Source organism: Acinetobacter lwoffii (assembly GCF_029024105.1).
Taxonomy (GTDB): Bacteria; Pseudomonadota; Gammaproteobacteria; order Pseudomonadales; family Moraxellaceae; genus Acinetobacter; species Acinetobacter lwoffii.
On record NZ_CP118963.1, the window covers coordinates 788,800 to 804,704 of the forward strand.

The 15,905-nt window shown below is 43.8% G+C and carries 12 protein-coding genes and 2 pseudogenes; 10 read left to right on the top strand and 4 right to left on the bottom strand.

Annotated elements, in window-relative coordinates; genetic code table 11:
* Nucleotides 1–46 precede the first annotated feature (46 nt).
* Nucleotides 47–607: a YcxB family protein gene (locus tag PYW33_RS03660; protein ID WP_004645829.1), complete on the bottom strand. Its 561-nt coding sequence runs from the start codon at nt 605–607 to the stop codon at nt 47–49.
* Between the two features lie 85 nt (nt 608–692).
* Complete coding sequence (gene yccS / locus PYW33_RS03665; RefSeq protein ID WP_004645828.1) at nt 693–2,867, bottom strand: YccS family putative transporter; 2,175 nt, start codon at nt 2,865–2,867, stop codon at nt 693–695.
* Nucleotides 2,868–3,005: 138 nt separating this feature from the next.
* Between yccS and PYW33_RS03670 the strand changes: the two are divergent.
* A pseudogene (locus tag PYW33_RS03670) lies at nt 3,006–4,223 on the top strand (multidrug effflux MFS transporter).
* Between the two features lie 78 nt (nt 4,224–4,301).
* On the opposite strand, the gene PYW33_RS03675 reads toward PYW33_RS03670, so the two are convergent.
* Entirely contained in the window at nt 4,302–5,009 is a 708-nt protein-coding gene (locus PYW33_RS03675) for a nitroreductase (RefSeq protein WP_004645825.1), read from the bottom strand.
* A 900-nt stretch (nt 5,010–5,909) separates the two neighbouring features.
* Between PYW33_RS03675 and gltS the strand changes: the two genes are divergently transcribed.
* Together gltS and PYW33_RS03685 are read left to right on the top strand one after the other, a co-directional pair.
* Entirely contained in the window at nt 5,910–7,148 is a 1,239-nt protein-coding gene (gltS, locus tag PYW33_RS03680) for a sodium/glutamate symporter (protein ID WP_004280690.1), read from the top strand.
* A gap of 45 nt (nt 7,149–7,193) precedes the next feature.
* Nucleotides 7,194–8,669 (top strand): alanine/glycine:cation symporter family protein, encoded by a 1,476-nt coding sequence (locus tag PYW33_RS03685; protein WP_004645824.1) that lies wholly within the window; start codon nt 7,194–7,196, stop codon nt 8,667–8,669.
* Between the two features lie 55 nt (nt 8,670–8,724).
* On the opposite strand, the gene chrA is transcribed toward PYW33_RS03685, so the two are convergent.
* The gene (chrA, locus tag PYW33_RS03690; protein ID WP_004645822.1) at nt 8,725–9,930 is read right to left on the bottom strand and encodes a chromate efflux transporter; all 1,206 of its coding nucleotides are present in this window, start codon (nt 9,928–9,930) and stop codon (nt 8,725–8,727) included.
* A gap of 123 nt (nt 9,931–10,053) precedes the next feature.
* On the opposite strand from chrA, the gene PYW33_RS03695 reads away from it, so the two are divergent.
* The 7 genes and pseudogenes from PYW33_RS03695 to PYW33_RS03725 all read left to right on the top strand — a co-directional run bounded on the left by PYW33_RS03695 (nt 10,054) and on the right by PYW33_RS03725 (nt 15,847).
* Nucleotides 10,054–11,058 carry a patatin-like phospholipase family protein gene (locus PYW33_RS03695; protein ID WP_004645821.1) on the top strand — a complete coding sequence of 335 codons (1,005 nt, stop codon included), beginning with the start codon at nt 10,054–10,056 and terminating at the stop codon, nt 11,056–11,058.
* Nucleotides 11,059–11,397: 339 nt separating this feature from the next.
* Nucleotides 11,398–11,574: a hypothetical protein gene (locus PYW33_RS03700; protein WP_004645820.1), complete on the top strand. Its 177-nt coding sequence runs from the start codon at nt 11,398–11,400 to the stop codon at nt 11,572–11,574.
* Between the two features lie 287 nt (nt 11,575–11,861).
* Nucleotides 11,862–12,383 carry an acyl-CoA thioesterase gene (locus PYW33_RS03705; RefSeq protein ID WP_004280680.1) on the top strand — a complete coding sequence of 174 codons (522 nt, stop codon included), beginning with the start codon at nt 11,862–11,864 and terminating at the stop codon, nt 12,381–12,383.
* 142 nt (nt 12,384–12,525) lie between these two features.
* A complete protein-coding gene (locus tag PYW33_RS03710; RefSeq protein ID WP_004645819.1) occupies nt 12,526–13,089 on the top strand; it encodes a TetR/AcrR family transcriptional regulator in 564 nt (187 codons plus the stop codon).
* A gap of 40 nt (nt 13,090–13,129) precedes the next feature.
* Complete coding sequence (locus PYW33_RS03715; RefSeq protein WP_004645817.1) at nt 13,130–14,329, top strand: MFS transporter; 1,200 nt, start codon at nt 13,130–13,132, stop codon at nt 14,327–14,329.
* Nucleotide 14,330: 1 nt separating this feature from the next.
* Nucleotides 14,331–15,099, top strand: a pseudogene (locus PYW33_RS03720) (LysR family transcriptional regulator).
* Between the two features lie 133 nt (nt 15,100–15,232).
* Nucleotides 15,233–15,847, top strand: a complete 615-nt coding sequence (locus PYW33_RS03725) for a glutathione S-transferase family protein (protein ID WP_004645814.1) — start codon at nt 15,233–15,235, stop codon at nt 15,845–15,847.
* The last annotated feature ends 58 nt before the right edge of the window (nt 15,848–15,905 follow it).

A 15,905-nucleotide genomic window follows, 5' to 3' on the forward strand; every position in this document is an offset into this window, starting at 1 on the left:
AACCTCCATGCCGGGGCAGGAGGTTTTTCGCTGAAGAAAGAATAGTTTAGATTTGTTTTGCTGCGCCCACTTCTGCTTCCAGATGCTTGCGAATCGTGGCGAAAGAGAAGTTTTTGCTGTCCAGACGTTTCGGCAGGATATACGCACCTTGCTGGCCTTTTACCTTGAAATTGACCAACATGAATTCTGGTGTGTTATACCATTCATAGATGTCTTTCCAGCTAATCGCGCCAACACCTTCTTGCATGCCCATTTTCTGGCGCATCACGATGCCGTGCGGTTGCACGCCCAGGCGAACACCTTTGATTTCCTGTACCGGAAATTCATTCATCTTGCGTTTAACATACCATTCCAGACCAAAGGTACGGATCAGGTAATACAACACCACACAGACAATGGCCACCCAGCAGAACACGGTAGAATAGTTCTTCAGGATCAGAATGCCCAGAATAGAAAGTGCAACAACAGCACCCATGATCAGCCATGCTTTCATGCCAATTTTATTGGTACTACGCCAGATCACCAGCTGAGCATGACGCTGCTCGGCTTCTGAAATTTCATAGTTCACAGGCTGTAGGGTATAAGCGTATAAATTTTTCGCGGTCATAATGAAATTAGCAGATTTTAAACTGTAAAAAGTTTAGCACTAATTGTACCAATTCAGTGAGTATATTGTTCCAAAATCAGCCAAATTATAATGAACCTAATTCAGTTGCCTGTTCATCACGCTCATGGCTCAAACTTTGTTTCAGTTGGCTCAACTGCTTTAAAATGCTGAACATTAAAGACAGTTGCTGCAAAATGATCAGGGATTTCTGATCTTGCTCCTGATCTTGAGCCAGGCGCTGGCGAATATGGGCAATCATATTTTGTGCACTTAAATCGGGCATTTCATCTCTTAGCAATGCACCACGAATGTTCTCAAGCGCTTTGTCCAGTAAATTCAGAATGTCCTGATCTTCAATTTTTTCCCGGTGTGCACCCAGCGCAGCAATATAACTGATAAAAGTATGATTCAGACACAGGAACTCAAAGGCCAGCGATTTTTGTACTGGATCAATATCCGGTTCAGTGGCCAGTGTCGAAATCAGTGAAGCCACCTCGGCATCGGTATTATGGGCCGCACGGCGCACAATCCGATATTTCAGGCCATTATTACGTCCCGATTTATACTGCTCGATTACTTCACTCAAATAATCTGCTTCTGCCTGCAAGCTGCGTTTGATACTGCGCGGCAAACGTCGGAACTTCCAGTCTGGAAAAATAAAGCTGACGCCGAACCAGGCAATCGCACAGCCAATCAAGGTGTCGATCATACGCGGGATGGCCGCGGCATAGCCCATACCGTCCAGATTGAAGTTGATCAGGGCTAAAATCGTGATAAAGGCGGTGGCCTGTGCATACTGTTTACTGCGCAATTCAAAGAACAGAATCCCACTCAGTACCAGAAGCAATAATTGTCCTTCGATGGACGGCACAAAATATAAAATGGCATAACCGAGGATAATACCGACCAACGTACCGATAATACGCAGACGTAAACGCCGTTTGGTGGCGTTAAAGTTGGGCTGGCTGACAAAGAGTGCGGTCAATAAAATCCAGTAACCATATTCAATATTGCTGACCTGTACAAAAATATAGCTGATCAGCAGCACAATCGACAGGCGAATGGCATGCCGGAACAGCACCGATTCTGGGGTCAGATGCTGCTTAATCCGAATCTTGATGTCATCCCAGCTTTTCAGATCATCATCTCTAAGCTGGTTCTCGATATGTTTGAAACGCTCGGACTTGATATTCTGCTCGGTTTCCAGGTTGCGTAACTGGGCATCAATCGATTTCAGGTTTTGAAACAGCGCAAATAGGGCACTGATCCAGACCTGATCATACTGCTGCTCCTGACGTAACTTATCCAGAGACTGTCTCAGGTTATCAAAGGCATGCTTGAAGCGCTGGTTATGTACATAAGGTTTGCGCATCAGCAAACTTTCACTCAGGTCCTTACAGGCTTTGCCCTGAATTGACATGATGCGCTGGAAGCGGAACAGGATATCGCTATGCTGGAAAATCTTGGCCAGTTTCTGATAATCAATATGCGCTGAATCGGCACGTTCATGAATATCCTGCGCCACAAAATAATATTGCAGGCTGCGACGGGTATCTTTTTGCCCACGGTCGCCTTTCAGGCGAGTCAAAAGGGCAGTTTTCATTTCATTAAAAATCGCAATCAGTTTGCCATTTTCCAGCGAGAGTTCAATCATGCTTTGTTGATAGCTTTTCGGGGTCATGTCCACATCAAACAGATTGGACTTGGCATATAAAAAGTCACCGAGCGCAGAATAGGAAATGGCAAGCTTGTCTTGCGCCAACCGGGCAGGGAAGATCAGGAAACTGAGGGTCGACAGCAGACCGTACCACATCGCGCCGATGACCAATAAACCAGCCTGTTTATACCATTCATCAAACAGCTCTACCCCGAGCATGGAATAAACGGAAATCACCAGACAGCCGTAAGAAATCGTGGCATAGCGTCGCCCTAGTGAACCCAGCAAAATCAGGGCAATACAGGACACAATTAAGGCCAAAGCAAACAGCAGGGGATAAGGAAAGAGCAGATATACGCCCACTGCGGTAATAAAGAAGCCAATGTAGGTGTAGAGCAGATTTAAAATCCGCACCGAAAAGCGGTCATCAATATCGCTTAAACCGGCAGCGACCACGCCTAAAGTCAGTGGAATTGTCATCAATTGTTGTCCCATAAAATAGGGAACAAAGGCGGTACCTGCAAATGCCGTCATCATGCGCAGGTTATACATCAAGGTCGTGTTATAGGTGGTTTGCTTGAGACGAGTGAGCCAAGATTTCAAAGGTCGTCCTTTATACTGCAGTCTTAGAGCTGAATCTGAATAGGCTAATGAAAATAGTATATTTATATATCTTCATTTCAGGCTAAATCATACTATGCACTGTAATAATTTGTCTGCATATTAACGCTTTAAATCTTCATGCTTATGACATCGAATAAAATAGTACAACAACCTTATGCCATGTCCTGGATTGTGTTGCTGGCGACACTGAGTGCACTCGGGCCTTTATCCATTGATATGTATCTTTCGGCCTTACCGGCCATGGCAGCAGATTTTGGTGTCAGTACCCAGATGGTTTCCAATAGCCTGCCGGCTTATTTCTTCGGTCTGGCGATCGGGCAACTGATTTATGGTCCGATTAGTGACCGGATTGGGCGTAAACCGCCACTGTATTTTGGGCTGTGTTTATACATTGTGGCAAGTTTACTGTGTGTCTTTGCGCAGGATGAATGGAGTCTGATCGCTGCACGGATTCTGTAAGCCCTCGGTGGCTGTGTCGGGGTGGTTATGGCACGCGCTGCAATTCGTGATCGTCTGGATATGCATTCAGCAGCTCAGGCCTTTGCCAGCATGATGATTGTGACCGCCATTGCGCCAATCATCGCCCCGAGTCTGGGCGCCTGGGTGTTGATGTTTTATGAATGGAACATGATCTTTGTGGTACTGATGGGCTGCGGTCTGTTGAGTCTGGCCTGTGTACATTTTCTATTTAAAGAAACCTTGGAACCAGAACGCCGTCTCAAGCTGAACTTTCAACAGGTATTAAGTTTGTACCGTACTATTTTTCAGGATCCAAGCTTTCGACGCCCGCTCTATGCCAGTTGTTTCTCCGGTGCGGTGATGTTCTGTTATATCAGTGCTTCTTCTGCCATTCTGATGGATCGTTATCAGCTGACCGAGCAACAGTTTGCTTATGCCTTTGGTGCCAATGCCTTCGGGATCATGCTGTTTTCGACCTTGAATAAACGTCTGGCTGGGCGATTCTCGATATTGCAGCGCCTGAAAATCGGCACGTGTCTGCAGTCTGCTGGTGTATTAGGGTTAATCTTACTGGGCTGTCTGGACGTCGATTCTGTGTTCTGGGTGTTGTTAGGCATGTTTATTGTGGTGGCATCTATCGGGTTTACTGGTCCGAATGCCATGGCTTTGGCAATGGCTGAACAAGGCGAGCGGGCGGGAACCGCCAGTGCGATTATGGGCAGTATGCAATTTTTTTGTGGCTTATTGGGCGGTGTATTACTGAATTTTCTGATCTGGCATGCCTTATTAAATATGGCATTGATCATGCTGGTTTTTGTAGGTATTTCCGCTTGGGCGATTTTTAAAATAAAGATGCCAATCTTGAAAAATGCATAAATGCTGGGCGTTTTCTACAAATATTGAAAATGCTGGATTGTACAGAGGGCTAAGTCAATTGACTTAGCCCTGCTTGCATCACTCATCGATAAACACAGCAAATTCCTCTACAGGAACGCGCGGGGTAATAAAGCTGTTAATAATCTGTTCTGGATCGGCATAACCCAGTGCCATACCGCAGACCAGCTCTTCATCGACAGGAGCACCCACCAGATCAAGCACGATCGGATGAAAATGATTCCAGGCTGCCTGCGGGCAAGTGTCCAGACCGCGGGCTTTTGCGGCCAGCATGACATTCTGGATCATCATGGAAACATCCATTTTGGAACCAATGGCCAAAGAACGATGTACAGTAAAAAATAGGCCGAAAGGTGCATCAAATAGTTCAAAATTACGCAGCTGCTGACGCGCCATTTTTTCTTTTTCGCCTTTTTGAATATTCAGCAAGCCATATAAGCCCCAGCCATTTTCACGACGACGTTCAATAAATGGCGAGATCCATTGTTCAGGATAATAGGCAAAAGTTTCCTGATACTGCTGCGACAATTCCGGATTTGCATAGACTTGCATTTGTGCCTGACAAACCTGTTGCACGAGTTCATCACGCTTTTTACCTGTTACCACATACACTTTCCAGGGTTGGGTATTGGTTCCTGAGGGTGCGCGGCTGGCCACCGTCAAAATCTCTTTTAAGGTGTCTGTACTAACGGGAGTATTTAAAAAAGCACGCACTGAATGGCGAGAGGTGATAGTGTGATCTACAGCATGAACAAGATTTTGATCCATTATGAGGTCCAGTCGAATATCCTTATTGAGTTTGCAATGACTATAAACTAAACAAACAGAACGGGGGATAGGAAAATTTCATTCTTCGCCAGCTGAAAAAACAATTTATCAGCAAAATGACTTGAATAATGAAATTTCGCATTCTTTTAGCTGAGCATAAATCGCCTAAGTGATAGCAATGGATTTAGTCATAAAGTTGGTCTTTGATTTAAAAAATGGCTTAAAACCCAAGTGCTTGAACCATTCAACAATAACAATTTCACACAGAGAACTGGTTTATTTTGACTGAAAATCAAGATAATTTAATTTCAAGATCCCTGTTTCATTTTGTGTCGAGTAAAAGATTAATATTTTTTTTGAATTAAAATATAGATTAATCTTCATATAAAAATGAGAATTTATAATTATTTTTTATAGGTAAATTAACTATTGCTAATAAAAAGAAATAAAACCTGATACGAAGAAACAGCATAATGTACGACTTTTCATCTTAATTCATGCGTTTCGTGATTAAGATCTGTTTTAAATAACGCGATTCCAGATGGCTTGAATGAAGTCTTTAGGTTGAAAGCACTCATCAAGCACTGAATGTTTTTTTGAGCTTAAAACACAGTTTTTTACCAGCATGCGCGTTTGTTTGAAAATTGTCTGCAATTTTACAACAGACTGAGTATCGGAATAGAAAAGGTGTTGCTTTTATAAATCTCTCATTTGTTGAATATGATCGTGATGATGATATTCATAAGTTTGAAAGAGATGATAAATCGGTTTGTTTTTCTAAAGGTAATAGATCAAATCAGGATATTTCCAGATGAACATCTAATGAGCGAGCTAGAAATCTAGCGCACTCCATAACTTTTAGAAAAATAAAAAATTCAAAATCATCTTGGGCAAAAAATTATGGATTTTACTTTTAACGCATTTTATACCTTGATTGCCGCAGTCATTGTTTTGTTACTCGGCCGATTCCTGGTTAATAAAATCGATTTTTTAAAGCGCTACAATATTCCTGAGCCGGTTGCAGGCGGTTTGGTTGCTGCGATTATCTCATTACTGGTGCATTCACTGTGGGGATACAGCATCACCACCAGTTCAGAGCTACAAACCAGTTTTATGCTGATCTTCTTTGCCTCGATCGGTCTGAGTGCCAACTTTTCCAAGTTGCGTGAAGGCGGTGTCGGTCTGGTAATTTTCCTGTTTGCTATATCGATTTTTATTGTTTTGCAAAATGCAGTCGGTATGAGTCTGGCAACACTGCTTGGTATTGACCCACTGATTGGCCTGATTGCAGGTTCAGTTACCTTAACCGGCGGTCATGGTACTGCGGGTGCATGGGGGGAGATTTTTGAAGTTGAACATGGCATTCAGGGTGCTTTGGCACTGGGTATGGCCAGTGCGACTTTCGGTCTGATCATCGGCGGGATCATTGGTGGACCTTTGGCCAAATTACTGATCAATCGTCATAACCTGGCTACTGCACGTACCGATCAGCAGATCGAAAAGCGTGACAATACACCAATGGATAGCACGACCAACGAATATGTACCGTTTGAATATCCGCATCAGGTGCGTTTAATTACCGCTGATAATGCAATCACGACCTTGGGCCTGTTCGCAGGTTGTTTGGCTTTTGCAGAGTTTATGACGGGTTTCAGTAAAGGTACTGCGTTTGAACTGCCAACATTTGTCTGGGCATTGGCGGGTGGTGTCATTCTGCGTAATGTACTGGAAGGTATTTTCAAAGTTCAGATTTTCGATCGCGCGATTGATGTGTTCGGTAATGCTTCATTGTCGCTGTACTTGGCGATGGCATTGTTATCATTGAAATTATGGCAATTAGCTGACCTTGCAGGACCACTCATGGTGATTCTGGGTGCGCAAACCATCACCATGGCTTTGTATGCAGCTTTCGTCACTTTCCGCATCATGGGCAAAAACTACGATGCTGCGGTACTTGCAGCAGGTCATTGTGGTTTCGGTATGGGCGCAACGCCAACAGCGGTTGCCAATATGCAGGCGATTACCAATATGTATGGTGCGTCGCATAAGGCCTTCCTGATTGTTCCATTATGTGGTGCGTTCTTCGTTGACTTAATCAATGCTACTGTTATTCAGATGATTTTGAAGTTTTTTGCATAATTTTTATGCCTGATACGATGAGTCATAGGCTCATAAGGATGTGACATGAATGATCAGTTAAATGAAACCTTACTCGGCTGGATTAATGCCCTGAATGGCCCTTTATGGGATTTTCTGGTGGTGTTTCTGGTCGCAGTTGGTATTTTCTACACGATCATGACCGGTGCAGTACAAATTCGTTTGTTCTGGCACAGCATGAAAGTCATGAAAAATAGCCGTGGCAAGGTTCAGGATACGCACGGCATTACCCCGTTTCAGGCCTTTGTCACTGGACTGGCAAGCCGGGTCGGTGTGGGCAATGTCGCGGGTGTCGCCATTGCGATTGCGATTGGTGGCCCCGGTGCCGTGTTCTGGATGTGGTTTACTGCCTTTTTGGGCATGAGTTCTGCTTTTGTTGAATCCTCTTTGGCACAGTTGTTTAAGGTGCGAGATAACAAAAATCAGCAATTCCGTGGTGGTCCAGCTTATTACATTACTCAAGGCCTGAAACAGAAATGGCTCGGGATTGTCTTTGCGATTGCATTGATTACGACTTATGGTTTTGTCTTCAATGCAGTTCAGGCCAATGCCATTACCGGAGCGACTTCTCATGCCTGGGGCTGGGATCAGGCGAACCTGATTCTGCCATTAGGCGGCCTGAATCTGGAAATCTCCTGGGTCGGATTGTTTCTGGTCTTTATGACTGCGGTGATCATTTTTGGCGGAATTAAACGGATTGCAAAAGTCGCGGAAAGCTTTGTGCCGTTTATGGCTGTGCTTTATCTGGCGGTGGCTTTGTATATTGCGGTCATCAATTACGATTTGCTCCCATCCATCTTCCAGCTCATTTTCAGTAAAGCCTTTGAGTTTGAAGCCGCCGCTGGTGGTTTCTTTGGTGCCATGGTATCTATGGCCATGATGATGGGCATCAAGCGTGGTCTGTTCTCTAACGAGGCAGGGATGGGTTCGGCACCGAACGCCGCTGCAGCTTCCGATGTCAAACATCCGGTCAACCAGGGTCTGGTACAGATGCTCGGAGTATTTGTAGATACCTTTGTGGTGTGTTCATGTACCGCGATTATTATTCTGGTTTCGGGTCTGTATGAAAATGCAGGCTTTGAAGGCGTGACCTTGACCCAGATGGCACTGGAAAGCCAGATTGGGGCTTGGGGCGATGACTTCCTGGCTTTGATTCTATTCCTGTTCGCCTATTCTTCAATTATTGGTAACTATGCCTATGCCGAAGGAAACGTGCAGTTCATCAATAACAATCGCCGGGTGATGCTGATCTTCCGGATTTTTGTTTTGATCATGGTGTATTTCGGTTCTATCGCCAGTGTGCCATTGATCTGGAATATGGCAGATCTGTTCATGGGCGTGATGGCAAGTATCAACCTGATCGCAATCCTGTTGCTGATGCCCTTCCTGCTGATGTTGCTCAAAGACTATACCGGTCAGTTGAAGCGTGGTGTGAAAGAGCCTGAATTTAAACTGGATAACCATCCTAAATTTAAAGACAAGGTCAAATCAGATATCTGGTAAGACTTGAAGCAAAAAGCCCCGATCATTCGGGGCTTTTTTTGTGCCAAAGTTTTATTTAAAAGAAATTTAAATAACTTTGATAAAGCACAAAGCCTAAAATCAGGCTGAACCAGACCGGTAGTTTTGAGCGTAGCAGAGCAATCATCACCGCGACAAAGACCAGGTCGGAGCCATAACTAAAATAACGTTGTGAAAGATCCAGCAATAAATACAGCAATAGCCCCACCACCGTAGCATTGATGCCCATCACCGCCTGATGAATATGGCGCTGCTGCATCAACCATGACCAGTAGGGCAAGGTGGCAAAAATCAGGAAAAATGAAGGTAAAAAGATTGCGCAGGTCGCTAGTACTGCATTCAGCCAGACATAGGGCGTCCAAGGCAGCAAAGCACCAATATAACTGGCAAAACTGAATAAAGGCCCCGGCATAAGCTGGGCAAATGCATAGCCAAGATCAAAAGATTGTGCACTCACTAAACCAGTCGTGACAAAGTCCTGATGTAACAAAGGCAGAATCACATGACCGCCACCAAACACCAGCGAGCCAGTCTGATAAAAATTGGAAAAAAATTGCAGCTCCGATTCACCCCATAATTTTCCAGCTAAGGGCAGCAGCAAAAATGGCAGGATAAATGCCAGTAACCAATAAGGTGCAGCGGCAGATCGAATATAAGGCGAGCTGATTGCTGTTTTGTTAATTTCTTTAGGTTTTGAATCTGATGGGGAAAAATATCCAGCCAAGAGTCCACAGATTGCGCCCAGCATAATCACAAGAATCTGATTAAAACTCACTGAAACGACTATCAGTAATGCGACAGAGAGGATTAAGACAGCATATTGCCAAGCTGATTTACAGAAGCTTCTCAGCATTTGCCAGAATGCCCAGGCGATGACAGAAAATACAATTAACTGGATGGTATGAAAGCTGTTTGAGTTTAAAATATGGAAATAGCTTTGACCCAAGAGCGCCACCAAGGTCATCAGAATCATTGAGGGTAGGGTAAAACCCAGCCATGCGATCACGGCACCAGTATAGCCCCGTTGCAGATAACCGATCGACAGCCCCACCTGACTGCTGCTCGGCCCGGGTAAAAGTTGTGCCAAAGCGACCAGTTGACTGTATTGGGTGTCATTCAACCATTGCAGTTGGGTTACAAATTTTCGGTGAAAAAATACCAGATGTGCTGCCGGACCGCCAAATGAAATGCAGCCCAGTTGCAGGAAAATCAGGAAAATCCGATACAGTGAGATTGAAGGCATACAGTTATGGGAAAAATGAAGATAAAGTAGCTGAACTGTATGACAGTTTTACGAAATTCTACAGACTATTTATGCATGTGTTTATACACTATGCTGCTTTAGATTAATGAGGACATTCTCTGCATGCAGAAATATGTGTTGAGTATGGTGATACTGGGTACATTTGGCCTGAGTGCTTGCCAAACGACCCCCATGACAGCCCAAGCGGCGACCAGTCATCTGCAACCTGCTGCACAACGCGGAGAAGCTCAGGCGCGTCCAAATCAAATTGATTTTCAAAAGATCAAGCAAACTCAACAGCGTCCGGTAGTTGCTTTAGTCCTAGGCAGTGGCGGTGCGCGTGGTTATGCGCATATTGGTGCGCTGGAAGTACTGGAACAGGCGGGTATTCAACCCGATTTTATTGTCGGAACCAGTGCGGGCAGTATTGTAGGCTCCATTTATGCGAGTGGCAAACCGGCGATTGAACTGCGCAATATTGCTCTCAGCATGCGACCGAATGATGTTCGTGATATCAAACTGGCCAGAAAAGGCTTTTTTGATGGCAAAAAAGTTGAGGACTATGTCAATTTGCAGGTCGATCAAACACCGCTTGAAGCCATGAAAATCCCGATGTTTGTGGTAGCAACCGCGCTGAAAGAAGGCAAAAAAGTCGTTTTTAATTATGGTAATACCGGACAGGCGGTACGTGCTTCAGTCTCGATTCCGAGTATGTTTATTCCGACCATCATTCAAGGTAAAGAATATGTAGATGGTGGTCTAGTCAGTCCGGTGCCGGTCGATGTGGCACGTGAGTTGGGAGCCGACATTGTGATTGCGGTAGATATTCTGGCACAACCCATTCACACGGAAACCAGCAATGTCTGGGGACTGTTTAACCAGAACATCAATATTATGCAGCAACATCTGGCGCATGAAGAATTAAAGCATGCAGATGTGGTGATTCAGCCGGATTTACGCGAAAAAGGCCATATCTTTGATGTCCGTGGCAGGGAACTCACCATGCAGGCTGGTGCCGAGGCGACCCAGTTAAAGTTGATGGAAATTTCACAAGCCTACCAAAAACATGATTATGCTCAAGGACATCGCATTCCACAGTTTGTGGTACATGAACATCAAGCTCAATAAATCTTTTTTTTGAAATTTCTGTTTATCCCTATATCGCAGTATAGGGATATTCACTCAAAAGGATAACGGATCATCGGCTGTAACGCTTAACTGATTGTTATAAAAGATAAGATGATTGCCTATGTGTATCAGTCAGTCGGAATTATCGCAAAAGATAAAATTAATTTTAAATATAACAAATTGAATTATAAGTATATTGTTTTAAATAATAAGCCTTATTCGTCTTAAATTAAAATTTTAATATTATTATTCGTATACTTAAGTTGATCAAATATTCAAAAGCATCGATGTTCATGCCAGAATGCAGTTTGAAAAGATCACTACACAGATGTAGACATCATGATGCATATTAAAATTGGACAGCAGGTCAAACTGGCACAATTCGAACACTATATTTTTACAGTGACCGCGACCCATCAGGATGGTTCTTTTACCGTTGAAACGACCTTGGATGGTCAACAAATTTTAAGTTATCAGAACGTGGCGCAGGAAATGCTCAGGCCAGTGATACTTTAAATCACGCAGAGCCTTTTTATTTTCCTGAATTATTTTTGTTCAGAGCTTAAAACAGTGAAAAATTCTCAGTTGCTGTGTAATCAACCCCAGATAAATAAGTGTTGATTTATTGACACTTAACTTTCTAACTGAGATTTTAAGCAATTAAATATATTTTTTTCTGTATGAATACATTTTCTATATCAATAATTGTGATGCTTCATTTGCCGAATTGAACATTTTATTCATGTTAAAAACGCTATAATAATAAGCGATAACCTTGTCATTCAAAGAGTTCAAAGAAAACGATGGCCCCTTTAGATCAAATTGCAGCAGTATCAGATGACCAGTCAGAGTTAACGATGTCAGTTCTCATGACGCCAGATATGGCAAATTTTTCAGGAAATGTTCATGGTGGAACCATTCTGAAATTATTGGATCAGGTCGCATATGCATGTGCAAGTCGCTATTCGGGCAGTTATGTCGTGACCTTGTCTGTAGACAAGGTGAATTTTAAAGAGCCGATTCATGTTGGTGAACTGGTGACCTTCCTGGCCAGTGTCAACCATGTTGGCCGTACCTCAATGGAAATTGGCATTCGTGTAGAAGCCCAGAATATTCAAAAGAGAACTGTACGTCATACCAATAGCTGCTATTTCACCATGGTGGCGGTGGATGAAAATGGTAAACCGAAACAGATTCCAGCCTTGAATCTGGACAATGACTGGAAACGTTGCCGTTTTGAGGCAGCAGAACAGCGTAAAGTCGCGCGTTTACAAGAAAATCATCATCCTTCTTGCAGCATTTATAAAAAGACGGCACAGAGTTAAGTCGGGATGGAAAAGACCTTAGTTTGAAGGTCTTTTTTTTGCGTTAATTTCAGTTTAGTGCTGGAGCTTTGCCATTTTTTATTTTAGTATAAAACGATACGTATCGTATCGTTTTTAAATCTGAAAAGTTAAGTAGAAAAATATGAGCAGTGACGAGAAAAGTTCCCGACGACAGCAATGTATATTGCAGGCGGTCGCAAATGCGCTGGCAGAATGTGAATATCATCAGCTGACGATTGAAGATGTAGCGGCACGTGCCGGTGTTGGCAAGTCCACGATTTATCGATGGTGGAAACATAAATCGGAACTGGTGCTGTACACTTTCAAACAGCATACAGCTTCGGTATTTGAGCTGGATACCTCTAAAAGCCTGAAAAGCAATCTCATTCAACAACTCGGTTCTTTATCTCAAGCGCTGAATCATCCGGTCGGTCGGGCTTTGCTGGTAGTGATTGCCAATCACCGCGAACTGGCAGGTGAGTTCTTTCAGCAATATCTCTTGCCACGTCGGCAACAGACCCATCAACTGATTCAGCAAGCGATTGAACGGGGAGAAATCCGCGCGGATTATCCTTTTGATTTGATGCTGGATACCTTATACGGCCCGATTCATTACCAGATCATTTTTTTCAACCGGATTCCAGATGAACACTATATCCAGAATCTGGTCGAGTTGGCCTTGCATCCGGTCACTGTTCAAGCCTGAGTTTGTGCTATTTCCCTACAAATTTTAAAAGTTGGTGATTATGTCAGTTAGCGCTGAGCGGTTATGGAATCGCTCATTTATCTTGTGCTTATTCAATAATTTTTTCCTGTTCGTTTATTACTTTGCCTTACTGACCATCTTGCCGATTTACATCATGAAAGATCTGGGCGGTTCGGTAAAAGAAGCTGGGTTGGCGCTGACGCTATTTTTGGCCTCTTCGATTGCGATTCGGCCATTTTCCGGCATGATCATCGAAAAGCTCGGCAAGAAAATCTCGATGCGCGGCGCAGGTGTGATTTTTGCCTTATTTGCCTTTAGTTATTTGCTGGTAGATAGCATGTGGTCGCTGTTGCTGGTGCGTTTTTTACATGGTATCTGGTTCAGTATTCTGACCACGGTGGCAGTACCCGTCGCTAATGAATTTATTCCTGAACAGCGCAAAGGTGAGGGCATGGGCTATTTCGTCATGTCGACCAATCTGGGTGTGGTTTTTGGGCCCTTGCTGGCATTGACCGTAATTCAGTTCACCAGCTTCAAAGTCTTATTTGGCATTCTTGCCGTTATCATTTCTTTGGGGCTCATTTTCTGTTGGATGCTCAAAATCACAGAGTTACCAAAACCTGAAGCTATAAGCACAGAAAAAACCAGCTTGAGCTTGCAGGATATTCTGGAAGTCAAAGTTCTGGCGGTAAGTTTTGTGGCTTTACTAACCGCTTTTGCCTACTCGGGCATCATGAGTTTTATTACTGCATTTAGTGAAACCAAGCAGCTTTTGGGCTATACCAGCGTATTCTTTATTGTATTTGCAGCATCCATGTTGCTGGTCAGACCTTGGGTTGGAAAGATTTATGACCGTAAGGGACCCAGTGCGGTGATTTATCCTTCATTTATTTTCTTTGCCATTGGTCTGGTGATTGTCAGTCTGATTTCCAATCAATGGATATTATGGTTGTCGGCAGTGTTTATTGGCATCGGTTATGGTTCACTATTCCCATGTTTGCAGACCTTGGCCATTCAGTCGGTCGACAAACAGCGTATGGGACATGCGATTTCAACCTTCTTTACCCTGTTTGATCTGGGTTTAGCGATCGGTTCCGTGGCAATGGGAGTATTGATTGCCTATTGGGGCTTTGAAACTACTTATGTTTTGAGTGCCGCACTCGTCATTGTGACGATATTGGTTTATCGTCAGTATGTTGCCAAAAAGCAAAATAAGCGCCCGGCAAGTTTGGAGTTATAAAATGGAATTAAGGCATTTACGTTATTTCGTTACGGTGGCGCAGGAACTGAACTTTACCCGTGCCGCGGAAAAATTAAATACGGTACAGCCTTCATTGAGCCAGCAAATCAAGGATCTGGAACGTGAGGTTGGCGTACAGTTGCTAGAGCGGAATAACCGTAAGGTCGGGCTAACTGAAGCTGGACAGGCGTTTTTAAAAGAAGCTTTACTGAGTCTTGAGCATGCAGAGCGCGCCATTCAGACTGCCAGACAGATCGCGAATGCACAGCAGGATCAGCTGAATATCGGATTCGTGCCGGTCGCGGAAATGAAAGTCTTTCCTTATATCATGCCGAATATCCGCGCGCATTTTCCTGAACTGAAAGCACAGTTTCATAGTCTGACCGATGCAGAGCAGTTTAGTGCCTGAAGAAATGGACAGATCGACATTGCCTTTACCCGTTATCCGGGGCAGTTAAGTGAGTTTGATTCGATCCGCAACTGCATAAGCTGATTCAGGATTTTTTTAAACAGTCTAAATTAAAAGTGAATGTGGTGCAGTATTCCACCAATATCCTGCTCAATGTCAATCTGGTAGGGATGGGGTGGGCTGGAGTCTGGTGCCGACCTATGTGATTCCATTGCTCGGCGATAATATTGTGGTGAAAAAGACGCTGGAACCGTTGCCGATGATTGGGCTCTATGCCAATTATCGCAAGGATCAAAAACATGTGGTGATTGATCTGATTTTAAAAGTATTAAAAGAAAAGTTTTGTGTGGATCTTTTCTAATATCTGCATCGTTGATCAGCCCATCGAAAAAGCAGTGCGACAGAAATGATCTGTAGCACATCCTTTTAAATCGGAACTGCAAATCGCTTTATACTGAACCTCTAACAATAAAAAAACCGGTTGAAGCAGGATGATGAAGCTCTATAACAATCCGCAATCACGTGGCCTGACCTTGTTGCCTTTGCTGAAAGAATTACAAATTGAAGATCAGATTGAGCAGGTGGAGATTGCCTATGAGGATATGCATCAGCAGGCATATACACAGATGAATCCGATGGGAAAAGTTCCCTGTCTGGTAGATCAGGAGATCGTCATTTCAGAAATGGCCGCCATTTTTATCTATCTGGCAGATAAATATCGTGACAAAGGATTGGCACCTGCTTTGGATGATCCGAAGCGTGGGGCGTATTTAAAATGGATGTTTTTCTGTCATGGACCCTTCACCGAATATATCGATATAAAAAATTTGCAGGTGTCGCCAGAAAATATTGAAAAGAACCGGAGAAGTTTAAGTTTTGGGAATGAAGCAGCCGTATTTGATTTTCTGCAACAGGGCATCGGGCAGGCTAGTCCTTATCTGTTGGGTGAAAAAGTCTCGGCGGCGGATCTCTATGTGGCTTACTGTTTGATCTTCGCCATATCTGCGAAAATTTTACCGCCATTTGACGAGTTTAGGCTCTTCCTGCAGCAGATGGCTCGCCGTGATTCCCTGAAAGATATCCCGTGGTTTCAAGAGTACCGAGTCTAATTCCTCGGTCTATATATTGTCCGGGAGATCTAAAACAATAAAAAAAACCACGCCGAAG

Excerpts from the sequence above, each read along its gene's own strand:
- PYW33_RS03660 (WP_004645829.1), bottom strand. The coding sequence starts at position 607 with ATGACCGCGAAAAATTTATACGCTTATACCCTACAGCCTGTGAACTAT.
- gltS (WP_004280690.1), top strand. The coding sequence starts at position 5,910 with ATGGATTTTACTTTTAACGCATTTTATACCTTGATTGCCGCAGTCATT.
- PYW33_RS03695 (WP_004645821.1), top strand. The coding sequence starts at position 10,054 with ATGCAGAAATATGTGTTGAGTATGGTGATACTGGGTACATTTGGCCTG.
- PYW33_RS03710 (WP_004645819.1), top strand. The coding sequence starts at position 12,526 with ATGAGCAGTGACGAGAAAAGTTCCCGACGACAGCAATGTATATTGCAG.
- PYW33_RS03715 (WP_004645817.1), top strand. The coding sequence starts at position 13,130 with ATGTCAGTTAGCGCTGAGCGGTTATGGAATCGCTCATTTATCTTGTGC.
- chrA (WP_004645822.1), bottom strand. The coding sequence starts at position 9,930 with ATGCCTTCAATCTCACTGTATCGGATTTTCCTGATTTTCCTGCAACTG.
- PYW33_RS03675 (WP_004645825.1), bottom strand. The coding sequence starts at position 5,009 with ATGGATCAAAATCTTGTTCATGCTGTAGATCACACTATCACCTCTCGC.
- PYW33_RS03685 (WP_004645824.1), top strand. The coding sequence starts at position 7,194 with ATGAATGATCAGTTAAATGAAACCTTACTCGGCTGGATTAATGCCCTG.
- PYW33_RS03725 (WP_004645814.1), top strand. The coding sequence starts at position 15,233 with ATGAAGCTCTATAACAATCCGCAATCACGTGGCCTGACCTTGTTGCCT.
- PYW33_RS03705 (WP_004280680.1), top strand. The coding sequence starts at position 11,862 with ATGGCCCCTTTAGATCAAATTGCAGCAGTATCAGATGACCAGTCAGAG.
- PYW33_RS03700 (WP_004645820.1), top strand. The coding sequence starts at position 11,398 with ATGATGCATATTAAAATTGGACAGCAGGTCAAACTGGCACAATTCGAA.